The following is a 23783-nucleotide window of genomic DNA, read 5'->3' on the forward strand; positions in this document are numbered from 1 at the left end:
TATCTACTAACTTGGCAGTGCCATAAAGAACATAAATAGAGCTATATAACCGATGACCAGAAATATGGCGTGGATTACTTTGTTCTTATGAAAATATGCGGCACCTGCTGCTAAAAGGACTCCAAAGCCTCTTATGAGATTTTGCACTAAAACATTACCAATGTCCGGATAGACAAAGGAACTAATAATGGTGAATACAAAATACAAAGAGAATAACCCGAATAGGTATCGCGTATTATCGTAGAAATATTCTCTCAGGTCGTATTTGTCCTTGCTGGTTTTGAAATCTGGAAAGAGAATAACGCTTATAATATAGAATAAGAATATAGGTACAAGAGAGTAGAAGAAATAGAAAATACTCTCATTAATCAGTCTTGTTCTAGGCCAAATACCCCACCAATTTTGGATAAATAATGTAAAAGCAAAAATTGTCCAAAGCGTGTGCTGCCAATATGCTTTTACGCGCCTTCTATTTTTGATGATTGCTCCCCATCCTTGAAAGTACTCTGCACCTACATAACCAAATATGATAGCACTGAATACAGTTAGGTATTCAGTATGGGTAAATCCTTCAATTATTTTGGGCATTCTATCCATAACAACCTGTATTATACAAAAAATTAAGTAGACTGCATGAGTTCTTTCGCATTTTCAAACGCGATATTTGATGGCTGGTCGCCCCCTATCATCTTGGCTATTTCTGTAACGCGATCTTCACCTTGCAATTCTCTTATTTTACTAACTGCCTTGGCACTTGAGTTGTCTTTAAAAACAAAATAATGCTGGTCGCCTTTGGCAGCAATTTGTGGCAAATGGCTTATGGTAATAATCTGATGATTTTGTGCCATTTTCTTCATCAAACCACCCATTTTAATGGCTATTTCTCCACTGACACCTGTATCTATTTCATCAAATATTACTGTTGGAAGCGATACTTTTTCAGCGAGGATATATTTAATGCAGAACATTACTCTGGAAAATTCTCCACCTGAGGCCACTTTTGCTAACTCTTGAGGTGCTATACCTTTATTGGCACTGAATAAGATACTTATTTCATCAGATCCTGAAGCTTCCAGTTCAATCTGCTTCCTTTCTATTTGTACGGTAGCATCACCAATGCCTACCTCTTTCAGCAAAGACATCAGCTGAGTGCTAAGCTTAGAGAAACAAGCTGTTCGTTTTTTTGACAACTGTTCTGCAAGTGATTGTGTCTCTTTAAGTAATCTTTCTTTTTCTGAAGTAGCGTTGGCTATTTCATCCTCCAAATTCATGGTTCTTTCTACCTTATGCTGAAGCTCGCTTTGAATTTGCAAAAGGCTACTAATATCAAGCACACCATGTTTTTGCTGGAGCTGATAAATGCTACTGAGTCTTTCTTGTGCTATTTCAGCTTCTTCAGGGTTAAAGCTTACTTTCTCTTCTTCCTTCTCTACTTCTCCAGCGATATCATTAAGTTCAATCAATGCACTTTCCAACCTGTCGTGAAGGTTCTTGTAGGTGTCACCATACTTGGCAAGATTGGTAAATAATGCACGCACCTGCTGTAAACCAGAAGTTGTTGCATATTCTCCTTGTGATAGTATTTCTATGGTCTGGTTAAGCTTCAGTTTAATTTCTTCAGCATGCTCCATAAGCCGAACCGTTTCTTCAAGCGATTCCTGTTCGTCTTCTTTGAGATTGGCTTTAACCAGCTCATCAAGTAAGAAGGTATTGTATTCAGCTTCTTTTTTTGCATTGGCACTCTCATCTTCTAAAATTTGAAGCTTTTGCAGTGACTGCTTATATAATTGAAAGGACCGGTTGTATTCAGCTCTCAGTTGTAATGTGCCAGCATACACATCCACAAACTTTAGCTGAAAGCTATTTTTACCTAATTGAAGTGTTTCATGCTGAGAATGAACGTCCATCAATTTGACTCCTAATTTCTTTAGGATATCAAGGGTTACAGGGGTGTCGTTAACGAAAGCACGTGACTTGCCTGATGGGCTAATTTCCCTTCTTATTATTGTATTAGCTTCGTAGTCAAGGTCTTCTTTGCTGAATACATTTTTAAGATTATAATTGCTGATCTCAAATAGCCCCTCAATAACGCATTTAACATTTTCATCTAGCAAAGCTTTGGTATCTGCTCTATTACCAAGCAACAACCCAACGGCACCGAGCATAATAGATTTACCAGCTCCGGTCTCCCCGGTTATAATATTGAGGTTATCAGAAGGAGAGATGTTCAGCTCCTGAATTAGTGCATAATTTTTAATCGAAAGATGTTTGAGCATCTATGCGTTGAGGTCTATGATTATTTCAGCAATATTTTCTAAATCCGCTTTTTGACTTGCATTTCGCATGTTTCTATAAGCAATTTCGTTGTTAGAAATTGAAGTTGCCAGAGCGAAAGACACCTGTCCGTTGCGGAATACAATATTAACTTTTTTGCCTGTAATTTCTGAGGCGTTGTCCAAGATGCTTTTTATTGAGTTATATCTGACAAGACGCTTAGCCATTTGTCTTATTTAATGATCTTTTCATAATCACCACTCTTTGATGGATCAACGGCAACGAGGATGTCATAGGCCTCTCTTCTTACCTGGATATTGCCTTCAGAGAATATGTTGATAAGCTCGTCTTTTTTGGCATCAAGAAATGATATTACTAAAATAGAGTTGGGGAATGAAGTCTTTACTTTTCGTAATTCTCTAAGAACCTCAAGAATCAATTTTCTACTGTTATCTGGGTCTTTTTCAAAATTGTCTAATGCCAGTCTATGATATTTGTAAAATCCTCTTCTTAAAGGTTGAATCTGCTGGTTGGTCAAGTTCTCCATCAACCAGTACCGGTTCCTTGTGCTTCCCAGAGCATCCCATCCCGGTCTGTTTGCTTGCTGAGCATTATTAACAACATTCTGTGCCTTTTGAATATATTCAGTTCCTCCCAACTCACTGAAAGAATCGTAATCAAGGCCCAATATTATATAACAATAGTATGCTAGTAGAGAAGTGAGGTTGGTGATGTAGCTGTTGTCATTAAACTCCAAAGGCTGTGACTCTATGTAATCAAATTGCCAGTCTCTATCTGCAAAATTTAGTAGTATCGATTCATAATTAGAATTGTAAATAGGTCTGGCAGATTGTACCTGAACATTGGCCTCATAAACCCCAATGGTTTTAGGGTTTTGAAGTGTGATAATTATATTAACATTTATCTTTTCAAAACTCTCATAGGTATCATCAGTCCATTGTCTGGAGTTTACAAATTGAGCAAAAGCCGTCTCCATGTCTTTGAATACTCCACGGTCTGATGACTGTACCTGATCCGCATTAACCGTAACTCTACAGTTGAACTCTTGCCCAAATGCATTGAGCCCAAGAAAAATAAAGAATATGGATAGGAGATTATTTTGCAAGTGTATCAATTATAGAATTCACAATATCTGAAGCAACCTTTTGCTTACTCTTTAACTCAAATTCTGTAATATTATTTTGTTTGTCGATTATTGAGACCTTATTGGTGTCATGTCCGAAACCAGCTCCATTATCGTTTAATGAGTTAAGTACAATGAGATCAAAGTTCTTGGCTTCTATCTTCTTTTTGGCATTAACTTTCTCATTCTCTGTTTCTAGAGCAAAGCCGATATTTATTTGGCCGTTCTTTTTGAGTTTGCCTAGCTCGAATGCAATGTCGAAAGTCTTGACAAGTTCCAAGGCCATTTCATTACCACTCTTTTTAATCTTCTGATCAGCCTTCACTTTTGGTCTATAATCTGCTACAGCTGCTGATAGTACAGTAATGTCGGAGTTTTGATAATGCTCCTTGCATTTTAAAAACATATCTTCCGCAGACGTAACTGGATGCAGATTAATATTAGCATGCGTTTTTTTCTGTACCGTTGGGCCACTTACAAGTTCAACCTCAGCACCCTCATTGGCCATGGCCTCAGCTATGGCAAAACCCATTTTACCTGTAGAGTGATTTCCGATAAACCGAACGGGGTCCAGAGCTTCGTAAGTAGGTCCAGCCGTTATCAAAACTTTTTTGCCTGTCAATCTTCCCGTAGAAAAATGTTTCTCCAAAGCATTTACTAATTCTTCAGGTTCTTGCATTCTACCAGCACCTACAAGGCCGCTGGCCAATTCGCCACTTGCTACATCTAAGATTGTATTGCCATAGGAGATAAGTTTTTCAAGATTATCCTGAGTGCTCTTATGGGCATACATGTCCAAGTCCATAGCTGGAGCTACAAATACAGGGCATTTTGCGGACAGGTAAGTAGCAAGCAATAAATTGTCGCAATAGCCATTGGCCATTTTAGCTATTGTATTGGCACTAGCAGGAGCGATCAAAATAAGATCCGCCCAAAGCCCAAGGTCTACATGATTATGCCATTCTCCAGTGTCGCTGTTACTAAATTTGTTGTAAACAGGATTTTTAGAAAGTGTGGAGAGTGTAAGTGGGGTGATAAAACCAAGTGCAGCGTCCGTCATTATAACACGAACCTCTGCACCTTCTTTGATAAGTAAACGAACAATCAGTGCGGATTTATATGCCGCAATACTTCCACATACTCCCAATATTATTTTCTTACCGCGGAGCATGTGATAACTGATTAAAGTTCTAATTTATTTTCTTCTGCTTCTCTATGTCTGTAACTCACTTTGTCTTCTACAAATTCTTCGATAGCTACATTAGTAGACTTAGGAAGTCTTTCATAGAATTTAGAGATTTCAATCTGCTCTCTGTTTTCGAAGATTTCTTCAAGGTTGTCAACAGTAGAGGCAAATTCCGCAAGTTTAGAGTTCAACTCTTCTTTAACGTTTACCGCTATTTGACGAGCTCTTTTAGAGATAACCACAATCGATTCGTACACATTGCCAGTTTTTTCGGCAATCTTATCCATATCTCTTGTTTCAATTGATGCTTGAATAGCCATATTATTATTTATTTACTTTTTTGCTAGTTGATTTACTTTCTCCAAACTACTGCCATAGCGTTTGTCTGCTTCCTTAAGATATTCACTATTAGGATAGTCATCAAGGAATTGTAGATAGAATTGATTTGCAACTCTATAACGCTCCAGTTGTTTAGAACTTATACTTTTTTCGGCCAACCTAAATTGAGCCATGAATTTCAAAAATGCAATTTCTTCATTGTATTCAGAGTCTGGGAAGTCATTGGCAAAGCTTTCGAATGCTACAATAGATGCTTTGAAATACTCAAGCTTGTAATATTGCTTTGCATTTGCGTAAGCCTTTTCTTCCAGTTTAACCTGAATCTCGTTTATAACTTTTGCCGCATCCTCTCTGAACTTACTATTAGGATATTTGTTCATGAAATTCTGCATCGCTATCACTGCTTCTATACTAGAAGTCTGGTCAAGGTTATATGCTGGCGAATTAGCATACAGCGAATATGCATGCATGTATCTGGCCTCTTGAGAAAACTCACTTCTTCCATAAGTTTCGTAAAATACCTTGAAATGGTGAGCTGCAAGAAGATAGAATTCCTGATAATAATGAGCGTAGGCATAAAATAGCTGTACTTTTTCACCTTCAGGCAAACCTCTTACAATAGGTAGAATTTGTTCAAACAAAATGCTGGAACGATAGTAATCCTTATTTTCATAATAATTAATGGCCGCATCGTACTTAACACGCCAATCCTGACTTTTTTCAATTTTTCTGAATTTGCTACATGAAGCCAGTAAAAAAATGAAAATAGCAATAAAAAAATAGTGGAAATACCCCTGTTTCAACATAAGCCTGCAAATATAGGTCAGTAATTACTAATAATCAACAAGTGATGACTTACTGTTAAACATCATAAGTATAGAAATTATTTCACTAGAGACTTATTTTCTTATAATAAGCTTATGAGTGATCACACCGTCATTATCGATGTAGAGTGTGTAGAAGTATACGCCTGGGTTAAACTCGTCTGCATTTATCTTGAGTTTGCTCTCAAATGGTGCCAAAACATACTCTCCAACCACACTGCCTAGCACATTATGCAAAACAACCTTGGCGTTGGTGTTATCATTGATTAATTCATAATCAATGATAGCATATTCTGTAACTGGGTTTGGGTAGATGTCTTTTAATTTAACATCGGGAGATGAATAAAGGATTTTACCCTCATTATCTTCTTCAATGGTATAATTAACTTCATACTCAACAGCTTCGGCAGGATTGTCTCTGTTGTATATTAAATACTTCACTGAACTAATTCCCGGTACTAAGCCGGCTTCTAAAACACTTTCGAGTTTTAGTGAAGTTTCACTTGCAGATAAGCGTTTTGATATTGGTAATATGTCCTGAGTACTTGGCTGACATTGACCATCCCAACAGAAATAGGTGGTTTGACTTGTGCCAATGACTTTATCCAAACGTTTCACAACGAGTTGAATAGGTCTGTCTGATAAGTTTTTAATTGGAATTTGAGCTACTATTTTCTCACCAACTTTGCCCTTGAAGATTTCTGTTGTCTCAGCAACCTCGAAATTCTGAGCTTGTAAACACAAGCCTGAAATTAGGATTAAAACCGCTGAAAAAAACATTTTCATAATCAAGTCATCATCAAAAGCTTACAATAGTTTTTAAACTGATAGGTAAGTTAATAAAAAAACCTAAAAATTAATACTGATTTATAGGATTTTAGTAACCTTTTTTTGAATCTAATTCTTTTTCTCAATTTTCGACTTCAAAACCTCCTTTTTGTTAACCTGTTGCGTGTTCACAGGAGGCGAATTGTCAATTTCAACTTCTGCTTTATCAAGTAGCTTCATCTCCTCTAAAGTTGGTTTTTCCTCAATCCGCCATGCAAATCCACTAAGTTTTTTGTCTGGTTCTTTTAGCTCATGTGGAGGAATAAATGAGGCATCAGGATTCACATAAAATGATACATTGTCAGCTTTGTTCGCTTTAAAGTTGATGACCATATCGCTGCAAAAAATCTTATTCATCCCCATGAGTGCAGTCTCTTCATCATTTAGAGCAAAAAACAAGCTTTCACCATTTCCATATACGTTTACTTTATTAATACTACCATTATTAAATCTGGCTACCATCTTCCTACCCTTTACCTGGTTGAAATTATCGATACTATCAGTAGAAACCACGTAGGAATTTTCATTCATATTTAAACGATCAATAGTGCCTTGGTTAATTAAAACATTTATTGAATCAGCAGTCAATTGATTCCCAGAAGTCCATAGAACGGGATCCTGATAGAAGAATAAAGTAGAGTCAGCAGTTATATATGATAAGGAGTCTGACTTACCTTGTAAATCAGACTTAAAAATACGCACGTTTTTATAAGCTAGTACTCGCTCTTTGGTTGGATCTTTATTCTCAATAGCCATCAAAGTATCAGCAGTTAAGAATAGTGTGTCAAGCCCCATTACTTTTTTCATAAGCGCATTGCCATAAACTTTAGCTATGCCTTTGTCCTTTTGATACAAGCTGTAATCGCCTGTTATAATTACATCCTGCTCCTTGCTCACCATTTTTACATCTCCTGTGGCGCTATATAGTTTTTTAAGGTCATCTAAGAGAAGTCTTTTACCTGTAAGAATGTAAGATTCTGTTTCAACCTCACCATCCGCCAGATCGGACCTTCGAATATTGGTATTGTATTCTCCTTCTTCATAATAGAATTGGTTGCCTTCCACATCTGTAAGCTCTGTATAGTCCCGGAAGTAAACAATATTAGTTTTAGTATGATATTGAAGCGTATCAGACTTAAGTGTATAATCTGGGTTTTTGCCAACAACATCTTTTTTGAAAGATGCCATATTAGTATTCACCTGATAGTAGCCCTTGTTACTTGTTAATACATTGGTTGAGTCCACCAATCGGCCGCCATTAAAATATTTGGCTTGCTGCCGATTTCTGTCATAATCAAGAAAGTCAGTATAGAGTGTTACACTTTTTAGCTTTTTAAAAACCACATTTTCACGCAATTCTGCTTTCTTATTATCACCGTTATAATTCAGTCTTTTGGCGGTTATTGTTATAGAATCACCTTCCGTAATTCTAACTCTACCAAAAGCTCTAACAAGATTTTCTTTCTTGAAAAGAATTGCCGAGTCGCAGTAAATGGTCGTTTCGTTTTGTTCAAAAACTACATTTCCAACAAAGCGATCAAAGCGTTTTCCACTTTGATCTATGCCACCTACCAGCTTATCTGCCTTCTTTAGCTTTACCTTCTTTTGAGCATTAGCACTAAAGCATAAGCCCAAGGTTAATAAAACAACTAATGGATATTTTATGATTAATTTTATCATGTTTGTAATTCTGTTGCAAAACTAATTAAAAAGTTACGCTCCTCTATGTTAAAAGAGTTTTTAGCAGTTGTCGAAAAACACAAATTGTTTACCCCTAATGAGAAGTTATTGGTTGCGGTTAGTGGCGGGATAGACTCAATGGTTCTGTTAGATTTGCTTAAGAAAGGCGGATTTAGTGTCACAGTAGCACATTGCAACTTTAAGCTCCGTAGCTCTGATAGTGATGGTGATGAAAAGTTTGTGAAAGACACTTCTGAAAGCTTGGGATTTAATTGTTTAACTGAATCTTTTGATACCAAAAAGTATGCCACGGATAACTCAATTTCTACTCAAATGGCAGCCAGAGAATTACGCTATACTTGGTTTGATGAATTAATGGATAAACAGGGTTTTGACTATCTGATTACTGCTCATCACTTAAATGATAGTATTGAGACTTCAATATTCAATTTTGTCAAAGGAACTGGTGTTGCTGGCCTCCGAGGTATCCTTATTAGGAATGATCAATTGGTCAGGCCAATGTTGGAATTTACCAAGCAAGAAGTGCTGGACTATGCTGAGAATATTAAAATTCAGTGGCGGGAGGATGTAAGTAACAGTAGCACAGCATACAAGCGTAATTTTATCAGAAAGAAAGTAGTTCCGCTGTTAAAGGAAATCAATCCTTCACTAGAGTCATCCTTTTTAGTTACTGCTAAGCGTTTGCAATCACTTGAGTCTTTGCTGGAGAAACAGATTTTAGAATTTAAAAAAGCTTTTGAAATAGAAGGCGATCATCTTTTTATTAAGAAGTCGCAATTTCAAAAACAAGAATGGGTTGTTCTTGAAAGTGTTTTAAAGGAATATGGATTTAATCATGATCACCTGCAGAATACACTGGATATCTTAAGTGAAGATGTGCTTTCAGGCAAGCAATTTGAGTCCAGTTCTCACTTCATGAATATTGATAGGGACCACATCATAATCTCTCCTAAGTTAGAAAACGATGATTTGCCGGTAGAAATCCAGCAGGATGGGAATGGGTTTTTAAATGGGTTGACTATAAGTGGTAAAGTTAGCGATGACCTATCATATTCAATTGATTCTCAAGTGGCTAAGCTAGATTTTGACCTACTTAAGTTCCCTTTAAGGTTGCGTTATTGGAGGGAAGGCGACAGGTTTCAACCTTTGGGAATGAAGGGCAAAAAAAAGCTAAGTGATTTTATGATAGATGCGAAAATTCCTCTAAACTTGAAAAAGCGCGTAATGGTGTTGCTTTCTGAAAATAAGATAGTTTGGGTAGTAGGTCATAGAATAGACGAAAGGTTTAAAATTACTCCCAGTACCAAAAAAGCGTATAGCCTAGAAATAGCACATGATCAATCCATTTAAAAAGACATACACACAGAAAGAGCAGGATATCTTTTTGTTTCTCACTAAAATGAGAATCTTTTCTGATCTGAACTATAAGCAGTTGTATCAATTTATTCCGCACATGCATGAACGCAGTTATGTTCAGGATGAGGTTGTGTTTTTCAGGAATGATCCGAGTCATGCATTGTATCTTTTGAAGAAAGGGGAGGTTTCTTTGAATATAGATGTCAATGATACTTTTGAAGTTTTAACAAAAGTAAAATCTGGAGCCTCTTTGGGCGAGAGTTGCCTGATTAAAAATAGAAAAAGGCAATTGAATGCCTTTGTTACTTCTGAAACAGCTGAGTTTTATGTTATCCCTCAGGAGAACATCTTCTCTATTTTTGATGATAACATTAAAATAAAAACCAAAATGTTGGAAGCACTTGCTGGCATGTATAGCGACTACAACACCAGTATTTTTAAGACCTACAAATCATCACTCGGTTTCTTTAATCTTAAACAGGTTTATAAAGAAGATTAATCAAAAAATGTAGTTGATTGTAAACACCTGATCGAATGAGATTGTGTTTACAAAGTTGAGGTTGATGGAATTGTTTTTATCGTCTGTTGTATAAACAGTATCCCCATTGATATTTTTTCTTGTTGTATTTCCCTCAGAATATCTGGCTGATAGCCCTAGAAGTTTGGTTTCAATTATGAATTTATTGCTGATTGCATAATATAGGCCTGCATTTAACCCTGCTGAAATACCTATTCCCTTTGAGTCATCTGAATTAGAATTGTATAGATCATAAGGATCGAAATTGAAAGAATTACTGAGTTGCTCAGCTTTATAACGAGTAAGATTTATGGTTGGATTAAGAGATAACCCAAATCGGTTTTTAATTGTAAAATAACGTATCAAGAAAAAGCCAACTCCATAATCTTTGCTTTTTCTGCTATTGGAGTATCCATTACTAGCATATTTAGTTTCTGATTCATAGTTTGATGTAGAATAATTTGCTTTAACTCCTATCGCAACATTTTCTCTTAAGAAAAAACCAAAATAGGGCGAGATTCCAAATCCATTTGAGCTATTTTCTCGGTAATAGTCGCTTGAATCTGATGGGATTGATTCATTAGCAGAATCTTGAAATGTTATTCCTCCACCAATCAGCTTTTTGCCTTTTGAAAACGGGTTTTCAAAAGCATTTTCTTGTGCATAATTATTTAGTGAATAAAATAAACATAATAGAGTAATAATTAAGGCAGTAGTATTTTTCATGGTTGATATAGATTTTTGGTTTTGATCTCGGTAAAGCAATTATGAGGCCAGAAAGGTTGAATAAGAGTAACGAAATGTTATCATTCCTTTCTTAGCTTATTAGACCCTATTTTTTAACTTTGTTGAATCGATTTAATTCTTTTATAAAACATAATAAACTTACATCATATGAAAGTTACCGTTGTAGGTGCAGGAGCCGTAGGAGCTAGCTGTGCTGAATACATCGCCATTAAAGACTTTGCCGCTGAAGTAGTACTAATTGATATTAAAGAAGGTTTTGCCGAAGGTAAAGCTATGGATTTAATGCAGACTGCTTCTTTGAACAGTTTTGATACCAAAATAACTGGCACTACAAACGATTATTCTAAAACTGCTAATAGTGATGTTGCGGTTATCACATCTGGTATTCCTAGAAAGCCAGGGATGACCAGAGAAGAGTTGATTTCTACTAATGCAGGAATTGTTAAGTCTGTAGCTGAAAATTTGATCAAGCACTCTCCAAACGTAATCATCATTGTTGTTTCTAATCCGATGGATACAATGACTTACCTTGCTCATAAAGCTACAGGATTGCCAAAAAATAGAATTATCGGAATGGGTGGAGCATTAGACTCTGCAAGATTTAAATATAGGTTGTCTGAAGCTTTAGATTGCCCTGCTTCTGATGTTGACGGCATGGTGATAGGTGGACATAGTGATACTGGAATGATTCCATTGACAAGATTAGCTACAAGAAATAGTGTTCCTGTTTCTAAGTTTTTAAGTGCTGATCAACTTACTTATGTGAAAGAAGAAACAAAAGTAGGTGGTGCAACACTTACAAAATTATTAGGTACTTCTGCCTGGTATGCGCCAGGTGCTGCGGTTTCAGCTATGGTTCAGGCCATCGCTTGTGATACTAAAAAGATGTTTCCAAGTTCATGTATGCTGGATGGTGAATATGGCTTAAGCGATATCTGCATTGGTGTACCTGCAATCATCGGTCGTAATGGAGTTGAGAAGATTGTTGAAATCGAGCTTGACGCAGAAGAAAAAGCTAAACTAGAAGAAAGTGCTGCTGCAGTAAGTAAAACGAACGGTTTATTATAATTATAAACCCACAAGTAAAATGAGGCCATCCGCTAGCTAGCGGATGGCCTTTTTGTTTTTATCGACATAGCTCAAATTGATATAGAGTAATATAATTTATACCTTATAAGGCAATTATCATCTGCCTTAGTAAAAAAAATGGAAAGTTCTGATAATGTATGTCTGAACTGTGGTCATAGTGTTGAGAATAAATATTGTTCTAATTGTGGTCAAAAGACAAATCAAGGAAGGTTCAATTGGAAATTTTTCTGGAATTCTGTTATCAATTCTGCGGAGCTTAATAAAGGGTTTCTATTCAGTGCCTATTGCCTTATTATCAAACCTAAAGTAATAATATCAGAGTACATCGAAGGTAAACGGATGCGCTACGCAAGCCCGGTGAAGATGGCCATTTTAGTAGGAGCTCTTGCAACTTTCATTACTTTCAATTTTGATTTTTTCGACCCTGGAAATGCTGATGCAGTCTTTTTTCAGCTAAAAGATCTTAAAGGTTTTTTTAATTATTCATCAAGGTACTTTTCTTTTTTTACACTTACAGCAATTCCTTTTTTTAGTCTATTCACCTGGCTTTTCTTCTTTAGCAGTGGCTTTAACTATGTTGAGAATGTGGTCTTAAATATCTACATAGGAGTAGGTCAGTTTATTATCCTTATTTTGATGGCTCCATTACTCCTCTTGATAGATTCAAACACACTAGGATTGTTTTATGGCCCGGTTAATTTTGGATACAATCTTTTGGTTGTTATTCTGTTTTTTAAAGCTAACAGTGTGAAACAATGGGTTAAAGCAATTCTGTCAGTTGGTATTCCCCAGATACTTGTATTCTTTCTTAACTATTTCGTTTATAGAATTATGCCTGACGTATTTTGGGTTTTTATGGATTCACTCATGGCCTGAGTATGGTAATTATCTCATAATCAATTGTAATACTGTTATTTATCAGCTTTTAATGCCTATCAGTCTTTTAAAATAATCATTTATTATACCTATCTTATTTTAGAAATTAGTTCGAAAGGCTTTAATCAACCACATGATAAAACGCTTGTATTGTAAGCATTTAGTTTTTATAAGCTGCCTGATATTCTGTTTGGGGGAAACCTATGGTCAGAAGGTTTCTAATAATAGTGCAAAGATTGAGGCCCTTGTGGAGCAGGCACATACCGAGCTAAGGACCTACAATTATGACAAGGCAATAGAGGTTGCCAATCAATCACTCAGCCTTGCAGATAGTCTTGATCATTATGAAGGAACGGTTAATAGTCTTTTTATTATAGCCCAGGCTTTAAAGTCTAAAATCGATTATTCAGGAAGTCTCAATTACTACTTACAAGCACTTGATGTAGTTGAGAAAAGAAATGACACTTTAAATCAACAGTGGGCTCACCACAGATTAGGTGAACTATTTCATGAGTGGAATGTGCCAGAAAAGGCGCTAGTCTATTACAACAGGGTTTTGTCGTTCAGGTCAACTGAACTCGGTAAAGAGGATATAAAGCTTCTTAATAGCATGGGGGAAGTGCACTTGGCCTTAAACCAAAGAAAAAAAGCCCTTGAAAAATATAATAGTGTCCTTGAGATTGAAAAATCAGAGGGTAATCGGGATCAAATCATAAGCACTTATAAAAAGATAGCTTCTATTTACTATCAGTTGGGTGATTATCAAAATTCGCTCCAGTGTCACTTTGAAATCCTCAAGATCAATCAAAGCCTTAAGGACTCAATAAACATGGCTATTTCTTATAATACCATAGGGTATCATTATAAAGATCTTAAAAATCTGGATCAATCTCTTTCTTATTACAAAGCTGCGCTAGATCTAAATAAGCAAATGAACCGCAATGGCTTAAATGATAATAATATAGTTTCCAACCTCATTAATATAGGTGTTATCTACCAGCAAAAGGGAGAGTTGAGGGACTCAAGGAGAGCATTTAATGAGGCATTGAAAATAAAAGAAAGAAGCGGCACTCCTGTAGAGATTGCAGTAATGCATAATTATTTGGCAACTATTGAGGTGAGCTCAGGTCAGTTCAGAGATGCAGAAATGCATACTCAAATGGCCATTAATTTGTTAAAAGACACAGAAAATAAGCGAATGTTAGCCACAAATTATAAGAGGCTTTCAGAGATTAACCAAAAGCAAAATGATTACAAAAGTGCTCTGGAAAATTATGAGAAATACTCGTTGGTCAAAGACAGTCTGCTATACCGGGAACAAGTACAGCAGGCTCAGGAAAAGCACAAATCCTTTGTCATAGAATCAGCTGAAAAGGAGTCTAAACTTAATATCATTGATCACGAAATGCAGTCTTTGGAGCTGAGAAATGAAAAAATAAATGCAGAAAAAGAGAAGCAGGAAGTTGAGCTTTTACTTCGAGAAAAGGAGTTGCAAAATGCAGCCCTGCAAAATGAGCAGCTCGATCAGGAAAGGCAACTACAAAGTTTACTTCTAGAGCAGCAGAAAATAGATCGCCAAAGACAAAATCAGGAAATTCTTCTACTTGAGCAGAAGAGGGATTTACAAAATATTGAGCTTCAAAAAAATGAGCTTCAGGAAAAGGAACGTTTAAGAGAGCTGGAGTTAAAGAACTCCCAGATTGAGCTTCAAGAGTCTGACTTACAGCTTAAAGAAGCCCAGCTTGAAAAAAGTAGTATCCGACAGCGATATCTAATCTACGCCACCGTACTAGCTCTTGGTGTTATAGCACTGGGTATTTTAGCATATCTAATTAAGCAGCGTGATAACAATAAGCTAAAGGCTCAGTATTTGGAAATACAAAAGCAAAAAGAGCAGATTGAAAATATCAATGCAGAGCTAGTGCAGTTAAATGAAGAAAAGAACGATCTGATTAGCATTGTGGCTCATGATCTGAAGAGCCCATTGAATCAAATAAGTGGTATGCTTGATATCATCAAATTGACTTCAAAGAAACAAGATCAAGAGCAGCAGGACTATATAGCCAGAATAGACCAGTCCACATCAAGGTTGAAAAGGATGGTAAGTAAGATATTGGACGTCAGTGCTATTGAGTCCAAAACATTAAATGTCACTATTGAAGAAGTGGATATTAATGTCTTGCTCGATGAGGTAGTAAAGAGTTTTGATGATATGGCTGCCAAAAAGGAGATAGAGATTGTGGAAAATCTACCAGCAGTTTCTAATGTGAAAGTTGATAGGGGTTATGCTACTGAGGTCTTAGAAAACTTGATGTCAAATGCTGTAAAATATTCGCCAATAGGGAAAAAAATTAATGTAGGCATGGAGGAAAATGGTGAGTATGTAAAAATTGGTTTTTCAGATGAGGGGCAGGGTATCAATAAAGAAGATATGAAGAAACTTTTTGGCAAATACCATAAATTAAGCGCTCGACCCACGGCAGGAGAAGACTCTACCGGGCTAGGTCTTTCTATTGTTAAGAAGTACGTAGAAGCACTGAATGGAAAAGTATGGTGCGAAAGTGTAGAAGGAGAGGGGGCGACCTTTTTTGTAGAGTTTAAGAAAGCCTAAGCACTAGACATCCTGTACAAAGAAAATGGAATTGTTATTTGGGTCATACATTCCGAATTCGTGAGTACCCCAGGCTGTATTTCGTCTTAACAAATCGTTGTTAACCCCACCCTTTGCTACCAGTTCTTCAAAAATCGGCTCAATGTCTTTTACAAAAATTTTAATCACACTTCCTCCCAGCAATGGGTCATCATCCGTGTCTGCATGCCACTGTAAGTGAATAAAAGAGTTTTCTCTTCTTAATATGCAATACATATCATCGCCACCAATCCATTCGTACCCCGTCTTTTCTTTATGCCACTGTACGTCTCTCTTAATATCTGAACTTGGTAATACGGGCGTGATTTCTAGAATATTATTTTCCTTGGTCATCTTATATTGGTTTATATTTCTACTAATGAATAGTATTGAAGCATACTTACCAGTTCTAAAAATTCGATATTTCTGAATCCATCCATTCAGCGCGTGTCTGAAGGAAATCCTTCAAGCTCTCTATACTGCCCAGATAATCAACGGGCACCCCTATTGTCCATCGATTATAATTCCTTTCAATTGCGCCATGTTTAATTAAATAGTTAGATGTTTCATTTACTATCAAATGTAATTTGGCAGTGCTTAACTCATCTGATCTTAAAGAGTTCCATCTTGACTTTACTGCTGCTCTAAATTGTGGGTCTTCCAATAATCTAGGCCACCAAAATGGCATCATCCAGGCATCTTTTTCTACATACTGGTTATAGTTGATAACCCAATTATCAATAGGCACTCTGTCACCATGGTCGTAACCTATGTTCATATCCCAAACCGGACCCATACTTAGTTTGGAGTTTTTATCTTTAGTTAGATAAGTGCTTAGTCTGAAGGCATCCACATTACGGCACAACTCATTAATAATGAAATAATCTACAAAACTTCCAATGTCCATATAGTCAGTATAGGTTCTCTCTTCTGTGTCAAAGTTGTCGGTCAATAATGCTGTTTCGAACGAATTGATATAGTCCTGAATATAGGTCTTTTGCTCATCTGCAATATCATCAGCATCAGGATACTCATAAAGAAAATAGGTCTCTAAATATTGATTTTCATGGTAGGGTTCACCAAAAGCCGGGAAGTCAATGATATTACCGTTAATATCATAATTTGATCTAAAACCAAGGTTTTCAGAATACCGGGCATCATCATCCCAGTTGGTTAAAAAATATTCTAAAGGTTCGTTAAGGTTGAGATCACCCCCTGAAGTTTTATCAATTTTTAATATATAGCCTCCGGTTATATCCTCACCTTCTATCTCAGAGGGTTCTAATTTTGAGAGATCAATTCGGTTCTTATCTCTTTTAAGTTTCTCCATGAAAACATATACTCCTTGATATTCTCCATTTAGCTCCAGTTCTACAAATTTTGTTCTGCTGGCGTACTTCCCAATATTGCGTGATATTTCATAACCTAGAAAGTGATACATCAATGTGTTATCAAAAATATACCCCTCCTTTTCATTAACAACATGCCCCATTAATATCCAGTCCTCTTCTTCAGGAAATCCAAAATATGAGGCATTTATATCATTACCACCTTCATCCCATGACTCCAGACCAAATGATTTTTTATCAGAAAGTCGAAAAGAGGTAGATCCTCTATATTCAATGCCAATAATGCCTGTGTTTGATAATATTTTTTTATCGTATATCGCCATATCTGCGATAATTTTTGGTTCATTTTCAATGCTAACTCCACGGGTATCAATAGTGATGTATGGAATTTCACTATCACCAATGTCTACAGAGAATTCACCTTCATCTGGATTGTTATTATTAACATCTTCTTCAAGATCATCTTTACAACCTGTAAGAAGTATTGAAAACAGCAATGGTAGTAAAAGATGTTTGAGTGATTTGAACATTATAGTTTTGATTTTATATCGAGCAAGGCTACTCCATTCATGATGTTGGTGCGATTACCTGATAGTTAAGTGTATTTAAAAATACACTTTTTTAATAAGTTAGTTAGTGGTGCCAGTTCGTCAATAAGACCAATTCTTCTTCCAGGTGTCTATAATGTCAAAGGAGATTTTAAAATCCTTATCAAAAGGCGTTTTGTTTGAGTCTGCGGCTACACCATAAATGCCGATTCTTAGCCTTCTTCTTGCACCTAGTTTAAACACCCGTTCCACCCCCGCAAATATCTCTTTATGCAGATAGTCACTTTGTTTTATCCACATTGCGCCAACCCCAGCCACAACATTGAATCTCAGCTTTTTAACCAGCGGGATATTATTTATTAAAGCCCCATTAAAATGGTGAATGTGGTGGAATTCCAGATAGTAGTCTGTAGCGTTAAGTGCTGTATCAAGCAGTTGAAAAGAGTTTAGTGGATCAGAATAAAGGTAGGGGTCTGACTGTCTGAACCGCTTTAGATCAATGAACTCAAGCTTTTTGGTATTCACAAACTTGCCCACCTGAGCTTTATATTTTGAGTTGCCAAATATGCCTAAAATGATATCCTGATTGATAGAGAAATCAAGAAAATCAAAATTAATATCTGAACTTAAAGGACCTGGCCATCCTTTTTTATGTCCAACACTGAAAGTTGGAAACTTGCTGCCCAGCACTATTTTCCTATTAGGTTCGCGCATGTATTTCTGCATGGGTGTGTATGATATTCGGGTTTCTGTTATCAAAGCTTCATAGTCCTCAAAGGAGAGGGGATCATTTTCATCAATGACTTTATTAATTACTGTAGTGCGGTCGTAGTCTTCAACTGACTGCCGCTGGCTATACTTAGCTTCAGCACTAATGTAAAACCCATTAAAGAGTTCCCTCCTGGTCCAAAGGCCTACATGATCATGAAGGATGTAGTTTGAAATCCTCAGCTGATTTAGATAAGCATCAAAGCTATTGACAGAATAAAAGGATCTACCAAAATATAGCCGCACATCACCTAAGGAATAGGGATTATATCTAAAAAAGGTACTATTGCCCCATTGCAGGTCTTCATTTTTGAGGCCGATATTTACATGGCCGAATGTATATAATAGTCTACCACTTTCCCAGCGCTTAAAAAGAGAAGTATGTGGCCCCAAGCGCCATCCTCCTATAACTTCAAATTCTATGGTACTAAGTAGAGATCCAAAATACAGATCTCGTTTTTTTTCAGTATTACGCCATCCAACACCATCATAGATTATTTCACCAAGGGTTATTTTGTTATAGCGCGCTTCAATGGAGTCTAGATAGTCTTTGTCATTGAGCGCCAGTTCAATGCTATCTCTATAACTGATTACTTTCTTTTGATCTATTGTCAAAGGCTCTGGCCTTTCCAGATTCCAATAACTGGAATCTCTTTTGTAGGCTTCAGCTGTCGTAACAGCTACTTCATTATTAAAAAACTTTTTAGGGAACTGGACATTCTTTTCAAAGTCTTTATAAAAGATGAGGGTATTCCCCTCAAAGCTTTTTCGTCTTCCTTCCTTAGTGAAATAATCAAATTCCAATCGATAAGGAATCCACGTGCCGTCTGCAAGTTGATTATAATCTTGCTTTATGGTTAACTCGTCATAGAGCTTAAGCCCACCTTTCTCAATGGTAAGTTCTAATCTATTAATATTCCAAATACTGTCATTGATATAGATGTGCCCTTCAAAGGTAGAATTACTCGATTTTCTTGGTGTAACCCTAATTTTATGAACAGCAATACCATTCTGTTTCTTTGTCTCTTCCAATTTGAATTTATAGGTAAGAATAGAAGTCCTACTCAAGGGCGAGATAATAGGAGAGGAACCAAGATTTTTCATTTCTACCAGGTTCTGATAGAAGTTGAAGTCAGTCTCGCTAAAGTTAGGTAAATAAAGACCTGCCTTTGTTCCATAAAGCTTATAACCGGTTCTCTCTTCTTTGTATTTTTCAGGAGCTTCATAGCTTAAAGTACTTTTGATCTCCACCATATTAATATTCTTGAACTTGTCGTCAATGGTGGGTTTGTCAAATGGATCTTCTACGCCCTCCGGACCATTGAATTCAACAGCAACATTTACTTTACTTTTTTTGTCCTTTAGTTTATGCTCCATAAGTTCAGTTGCCTTGGTATAGACATTAGCTCTAAAACTGGTAATCTGTGTGAAAAAGTCATCTCGATGGTCAATGGCCTTTTGAATAATTTCATAAGCAGGGTCACGCTTTGAGGCTTTTATAATTACCTGTTCAAGCTCCTGTGCTGAAGAAACCATTTGATAGTTTCTGATGGTAGGTTTATCTCCAACGGATACTTTTACTATCTGAGATTCATAGCCAATAGAAGACAGCACTATATCATAAATGCCCGGATCTAATCGCAGAAAATATTTTCCCTGATCGTCTGTAGATGTGCCTGAGTTCAGTTGCTGAACAAAAATATTTACGAAAGGTACAGGTTCGTTTTTTTCATTGGTGATTGTTCCGCTTATGCTCTGGGCCATTGCACTGGCTTTAATCAGCATGAGCAGCAGAACACAGCAGAATATACTTCTCTGTTTTAAGCTACTTGTAATCAACTTGTTAGGTTAGGTGGACAGGGAATAAAACGAAAGTAATATGTTTTATTATAATTTGGTGTCCAAAAATTTTCAACTAACCTGTGTTTTCCTTTAAGCCGTTCATTTTAATGGTTAAACGACTTTATAGTGCTTTGAATTGTGGTTACCTAAGCATACGAATCCTTAAAAATCCATCTAATATTTACTTCCAATAATCAAATTTGCTAAATCCGCTGAACTGTTTGGGAGCTATTTGTGTGATTCTTATGTGATCAGGGTGCGTTTTATAGGTTTCCAAAGCTTCATTAGATGTGTAGGTTTGAATAATGATGGTATCGAACTTATCTGATGATGCCTCTAATTTTAAGATCTCAATTTTTTCGAATCCATCAATCTTGGCAGGAAGACCTTCAAAAAGGCTGATTACTTCATTTATAACTTCTGAGTCCGCATCTGCTGCCCATTGAAATAGGAGTACATGGTACAGTTTTTTTTCATTGGTTTCATCCTGAGCTTTAAGCTGTGCAAAGGAGAACATCAAAATCAGGAGTGATAGAGACAATTTTAAAGTGTTCATGAAGCTTATTTTTCGATGACAAATTTATTTACTGATCACCCCGATACTCTCAAGGGCTTCTAAATATTCAATAACAAGTTCTAAACTTACCGGACCAAATTCGGCAGAAAGCACATTTCTAATATCCATCACCTCATTCGTGCCATTTACCAGGTTTAGTGCCTCATAAGTATAATCAGATCCGGAACCCAGAATGCCACTGTAGCTCATCAATTGAGGCATAGGTTTTGACTTATCATAATGATCATCAAAATAGCTGTATCCAAATACAGACATCATGCCTTTTAGTTGGTCATTTCTTTTGTAAACTATTTTAGACTTTTTATTAGCAGATTCAAATCTGTTGCCTACTCCAATGGTTTTCTTCAATCCCTCCAAATAGGAAATAAACTGTTCTTCCTGAATTTTATTTATTGATGCATAAGGCTTAATTGATGTGAAAGCATCTCTCTCATAGAGCCAATGGTAATACTTGGCGTTCTCTTGTTCTTCTTTCGACAATGGTCTGATATATTCCATCAATTGAGCGGTCCTTTGAAGCACTTGTTTCTTTATCAATTCTATAAGGCTTTCCACATCAGCACTTCCAAAATTGGCGATATAATAACCTGATGCTGCTCCTATAAATGCCGCTCTTTTCAATTTAGTAGGGTCAATATTACCAGGTAGATCATAGTTGGTATGGATGTACCTATCCGGCCAGTCATGCAAATAGATGGATGGAATTCTATAGGATCCTTCTGTAAATACTTCAAAGTCGGAGCCCATATGGAACTTGCCAATAACAGCATGCAAAGGTTCTTTGCCGCCTTCTGATGAAACTACTGGATATTGAGTAGGAGCACCACTGGCGTAGTTGTCAGAACTCTCGTTCAAAAATTCCCCAAAGGCAGCGCCTATATTTCTAATAAAACTCGGTAGACTCTGCGGACTTCTTGAAACATGAAAAATGGCCTTTGTCTCTGGTCCACCACCCACCATGTCCATATGGATATTGAATTTAGTATTAGTGGCAAATTCTGGTCTGTAATTTAATAATGCCGTAGTTCCTTCAATTTCTGGAGACCAGATAAATCTTAAGGTGCGTTTGGGTCTGGCAACAAGTCCGTCATCAATAAGCCTTTTTAACGTGCGTGCCACTTCAAGAATAGCAACACAGCCACTGGCATTGTCATTAGCTCCCGGCCTTGGATGATCCAGATGACAGGTGTATACTATTTCTTCTTTACCCAGATTAGCATCAGCGCCTATAATAGCAGCGCTTAATATTTCATAACTTCCATTGGTTTTAGCTGCAACTACTTTAGCATGCAATCTTATTTTTTCACCCTTGGCAAGCCTTTCCTGAAAGAATCTGGCCTGCTTTAGTGATACCATAAAGGCAAAAGTCTTGGTCTCAGAGAAAGTGTCAAGATGACCCCAACGAATGAGGTTTTCATCTTCCTTCCACCATGCAGTAACCTGATTTTGAGCATAACTAATAATTCCTGCAGCTCCGTATTTTTCTATGGCCAGCGGCACTACACTTTCAGGCTGTGAGGAGGTAAGTACCAATTTGCCTTTCACCTCTTTGTTTTCATAATCAGACTCTGATCTACCTGAGCCAATGTCAACCAGCTCAGCCGATGCTTCTCCACTTTCACTGTCCTGTGCTACTACCATGGGTATGGACTCCCAATCTGCAATTTTAATAGCCTTCACCCATGCCCCATCTTTTTCTTCAAGCTCCCACAGCTGGGCAAACTCAACATTCCAGGCAGGCCTTGCCTTTTGTGTGCCGTACATGGTCTTCCCATCAGTAGGTATTTTGATCAGTTCAATTTCTTCAAGGTTGTAGTCTTTCAGCTTGCCCGAAATAAAGGCAATGGCCTCGTTATAATCATCAGATCCACGCATCCTATGCAGGCGGCTAATGTACTCCAGATTTCTTTTGGGCACTTCACCAGATAACTCCTGATCAAGATGATTGACTAGTGCTTCCTGGTTAAGTGGTACGTTTTGAGCAATTGATAATGTAATTGTAGCAAAAATTAACAGGGTGTAAATAATGCAAGTGAAGATTGGTTTTAAGGTCATAATATGGAAAACTAATGTGTTTCTAGAGCATTTACTTTGAATTGGAGATTGCAATTGAATTTACCAAAGACTTTATTTAAAACCTATTAATGGACCTGAACTCAAATGATTAACTAAACTAAGGCTGAAGTGACTTTTATTTATTTGCTTTTAATAATCGAAATGAGAAATTTGGAATTAAATGGAAAACAGAGACTTAGCTTTTTTTAATTCAAATGATTACAAATGGAAGTTAAGTATCTCCCTTGCGGTCTTTCTTTACCTCTTCCTTATAATATTTCTTCCTTTTGGGGTGAGTAATTATAATCCTTTCCATGAATATACACTGCAGTTTATATTTGAATTGAGCATATTCTTTTTTGTTGTCCTCGTTGTTGCTCTGATAAACGAATTCCTTATAAAACCTTTAATTGAAGTATCCGCGACAGTCAGATCGATTGTGCTTTGGCATATTTGGTCATTCCTTTTTTTAGGGGTCATTTTATTTATCACTTACAACTATCTAGGCGATTGGCATGATTGGAGATTGTTAAGTGGGATTGAATTCATTTTCAATACATCAACTGTATTTATATTTCCTATGGTTGGTGTTTTCTTCTATTATAAATTTAAGGTACTGAAGGAGCAGTTTGATGTGGTGCTTACTAACATTGAAAGCTCAATGGATGAAAAGACGATGATCAACTTTGAAGGTCAGGGGAATAATGACAAAATCTCTATATCTGTATCCGAGTTTATATATGCCAGATCCCAGGACAATTATGTTGAACTGTCCTATTTGCATAACAACCAACTCACATCTTTTCTCATCCGAGCTTCTATGGGATTAGTAGAGGAAAGCGTGGAAAATGGTTTTATAATCCGCTGTCATCGGTCTTACATGGTTAACCTATTTCATGTTCAGTCAATAAGCGGTGGCAAAAATGATCTTCAACTTTTTTTAAACCATGTCGAAAAGCCAATTCCGGTATCTAAAAAGTACATGGTCGGAACCATGGAGCAGTTGAAAAAATACAAGCAATTTCAATAAGTTGTTTCATTCATCCCAAATAGGTGAATTTCACCACAAACTGCTATAAATCGTCATTCAAGGGTTTCTGAGCTGCGTAATTAGCGGTCAGTAACAAATTAATA

21 protein-coding genes are annotated in these 23783 nt (G+C 36.7%); 6 read left to right on the plus strand and 15 right to left on the minus strand.

The window, feature by feature from the left end:
* Positions 1 to 6 precede the first annotated feature (6 nt).
* From E1140_RS19535 to E1140_RS19575, 9 genes are all read right to left on the minus strand, one after another.
* The gene (locus E1140_RS19535; protein WP_155188167.1) at positions 7 to 597 is read right to left on the minus strand and encodes a hypothetical protein; all 591 of its coding nucleotides are present in this window, start codon (positions 595 to 597) and stop codon (positions 7 to 9) included.
* Between the two features lie 23 nt (positions 598 to 620).
* Positions 621 to 2276 carry a DNA repair protein RecN gene (gene recN, locus E1140_RS19540; protein ID WP_155188169.1) on the minus strand — a complete coding sequence of 552 codons (1656 nt, stop codon included), beginning with the start codon at positions 2274 to 2276 and terminating at the stop codon, positions 621 to 623.
* Positions 2277 to 2501 (minus strand): hypothetical protein, encoded by a 225-nt coding sequence (locus E1140_RS19545; protein ID WP_155188171.1) that lies wholly within the window; start codon positions 2499 to 2501, stop codon positions 2277 to 2279.
* A 5-nt stretch (positions 2502 to 2506) separates the two neighbouring features.
* Entirely contained in the window at positions 2507 to 3400 is an 894-nt protein-coding gene (gene porD / locus E1140_RS19550) for a type IX secretion system protein PorD (protein WP_185153689.1), read from the minus strand.
* A complete protein-coding gene (coaBC, locus tag E1140_RS19555; RefSeq protein WP_155188175.1) occupies positions 3390 to 4589 on the minus strand; it encodes a bifunctional phosphopantothenoylcysteine decarboxylase/phosphopantothenate--cysteine ligase CoaBC in 1200 nt (399 codons plus the stop codon). The genes porD and coaBC overlap by 11 nt, the downstream gene beginning before the upstream one ends.
* An 11-nt stretch (positions 4590 to 4600) precedes the next feature.
* Positions 4601 to 4924, minus strand: a complete 324-nt coding sequence (locus tag E1140_RS19560) for a DNA-directed RNA polymerase subunit omega (protein WP_155188177.1) — start codon at positions 4922 to 4924, stop codon at positions 4601 to 4603.
* Between the two features lie 12 nt (positions 4925 to 4936).
* Positions 4937 to 5749 carry an outer membrane protein assembly factor BamD gene (locus E1140_RS19565; protein WP_155188179.1) on the minus strand — a complete coding sequence of 271 codons (813 nt, stop codon included), beginning with the start codon at positions 5747 to 5749 and terminating at the stop codon, positions 4937 to 4939.
* A gap of 93 nt (positions 5750 to 5842) precedes the next feature.
* The gene (locus E1140_RS19570; protein ID WP_155188181.1) at positions 5843 to 6553 is read right to left on the minus strand and encodes a T9SS type A sorting domain-containing protein; all 711 of its coding nucleotides are present in this window, start codon (positions 6551 to 6553) and stop codon (positions 5843 to 5845) included.
* Between the two features lie 111 nt (positions 6554 to 6664).
* A complete protein-coding gene (locus E1140_RS19575) occupies positions 6665 to 8275 on the minus strand; it encodes an OstA-like protein (protein WP_155188183.1) in 1611 nt (536 codons plus the stop codon).
* Positions 8276 to 8320: 45 nt separating this feature from the next.
* On the opposite strand from E1140_RS19575, the gene tilS reads away from it, so the two are divergent.
* Together tilS and E1140_RS19585 are read left to right on the plus strand one after the other, a co-directional pair.
* Positions 8321 to 9646 carry a tRNA lysidine(34) synthetase TilS gene (tilS, locus tag E1140_RS19580; protein WP_155188185.1) on the plus strand — a complete coding sequence of 442 codons (1326 nt, stop codon included), beginning with the start codon at positions 8321 to 8323 and terminating at the stop codon, positions 9644 to 9646.
* Complete coding sequence (locus E1140_RS19585; protein WP_246203059.1) at positions 9630 to 10151, plus strand: Crp/Fnr family transcriptional regulator; 522 nt, start codon at positions 9630 to 9632, stop codon at positions 10149 to 10151. The genes tilS and E1140_RS19585 overlap by 17 nt, the downstream gene beginning before the upstream one ends.
* Here E1140_RS19585 and E1140_RS19590 read toward each other — a convergent pair whose 3' ends face one another.
* Positions 10152 to 10895 (minus strand): hypothetical protein, encoded by a 744-nt coding sequence (locus tag E1140_RS19590; protein ID WP_155188187.1) that lies wholly within the window; start codon positions 10893 to 10895, stop codon positions 10152 to 10154.
* 168 nt (positions 10896 to 11063) lie between these two features.
* Between E1140_RS19590 and mdh the strand changes: the two genes are divergently transcribed.
* The 3 genes from mdh (at position 11064) to E1140_RS19605 (ending at position 15492) form a co-directional block, all read left to right on the plus strand.
* Positions 11064 to 11984, plus strand: coding sequence for a malate dehydrogenase (gene mdh, locus E1140_RS19595; RefSeq protein ID WP_155188189.1), 921 nt, complete (start codon positions 11064 to 11066; stop codon positions 11982 to 11984).
* Between the two features lie 138 nt (positions 11985 to 12122).
* Positions 12123 to 12881, plus strand: a complete 759-nt coding sequence (locus tag E1140_RS19600; protein WP_155188191.1) for a DUF3667 domain-containing protein — start codon at positions 12123 to 12125, stop codon at positions 12879 to 12881.
* A 133-nt stretch (positions 12882 to 13014) separates the two neighbouring features.
* On the plus strand, positions 13015 to 15492 hold the full coding sequence (locus tag E1140_RS19605) for a tetratricopeptide repeat-containing sensor histidine kinase (RefSeq protein ID WP_155188193.1): 2478 nt from the start codon (positions 13015 to 13017) through the stop codon (positions 15490 to 15492).
* Positions 15493 to 15495: 3 nt separating this feature from the next.
* Here E1140_RS19605 and E1140_RS19610 read toward each other — a convergent pair whose 3' ends face one another.
* The 5 genes from E1140_RS19610 to E1140_RS19630 all read right to left on the minus strand — a co-directional run bounded on the left by E1140_RS19610 (position 15496) and on the right by E1140_RS19630 (position 22649).
* Positions 15496 to 15864 (minus strand): VOC family protein, encoded by a 369-nt coding sequence (locus tag E1140_RS19610; RefSeq protein ID WP_155188195.1) that lies wholly within the window; start codon positions 15862 to 15864, stop codon positions 15496 to 15498.
* A gap of 55 nt (positions 15865 to 15919) precedes the next feature.
* Complete coding sequence (locus tag E1140_RS19615) at positions 15920 to 17389, minus strand: CotH kinase family protein (protein WP_155188197.1); 1470 nt, start codon at positions 17387 to 17389, stop codon at positions 15920 to 15922.
* A 120-nt stretch (positions 17390 to 17509) separates the two neighbouring features.
* Entirely contained in the window at positions 17510 to 19939 is a 2430-nt protein-coding gene (locus E1140_RS19620) for a DUF5686 and carboxypeptidase regulatory-like domain-containing protein (protein WP_185153690.1), read from the minus strand.
* Positions 19940 to 20198: 259 nt separating this feature from the next.
* Positions 20199 to 20573, minus strand: a complete 375-nt coding sequence (locus tag E1140_RS19625; protein WP_155188201.1) for a Dabb family protein — start codon at positions 20571 to 20573, stop codon at positions 20199 to 20201.
* A 24-nt stretch (positions 20574 to 20597) separates the two neighbouring features.
* A complete protein-coding gene (locus E1140_RS19630) occupies positions 20598 to 22649 on the minus strand; it encodes a M28 family peptidase (protein ID WP_155188203.1) in 2052 nt (683 codons plus the stop codon).
* 181 nt (positions 22650 to 22830) lie between these two features.
* Between E1140_RS19630 and E1140_RS19635 the strand changes: the two genes are divergently transcribed.
* Complete coding sequence (locus E1140_RS19635) at positions 22831 to 23679, plus strand: LytTR family DNA-binding domain-containing protein (protein WP_155188205.1); 849 nt, start codon at positions 22831 to 22833, stop codon at positions 23677 to 23679.
* Positions 23680 to 23783: the final 104 nt, after the last annotated feature.

This window comes from Fulvivirga lutimaris, assembly GCF_009711525.1.
Lineage (GTDB): Bacteria > Bacteroidota > Bacteroidia > Cytophagales > Cyclobacteriaceae > Fulvivirga > Fulvivirga lutimaris.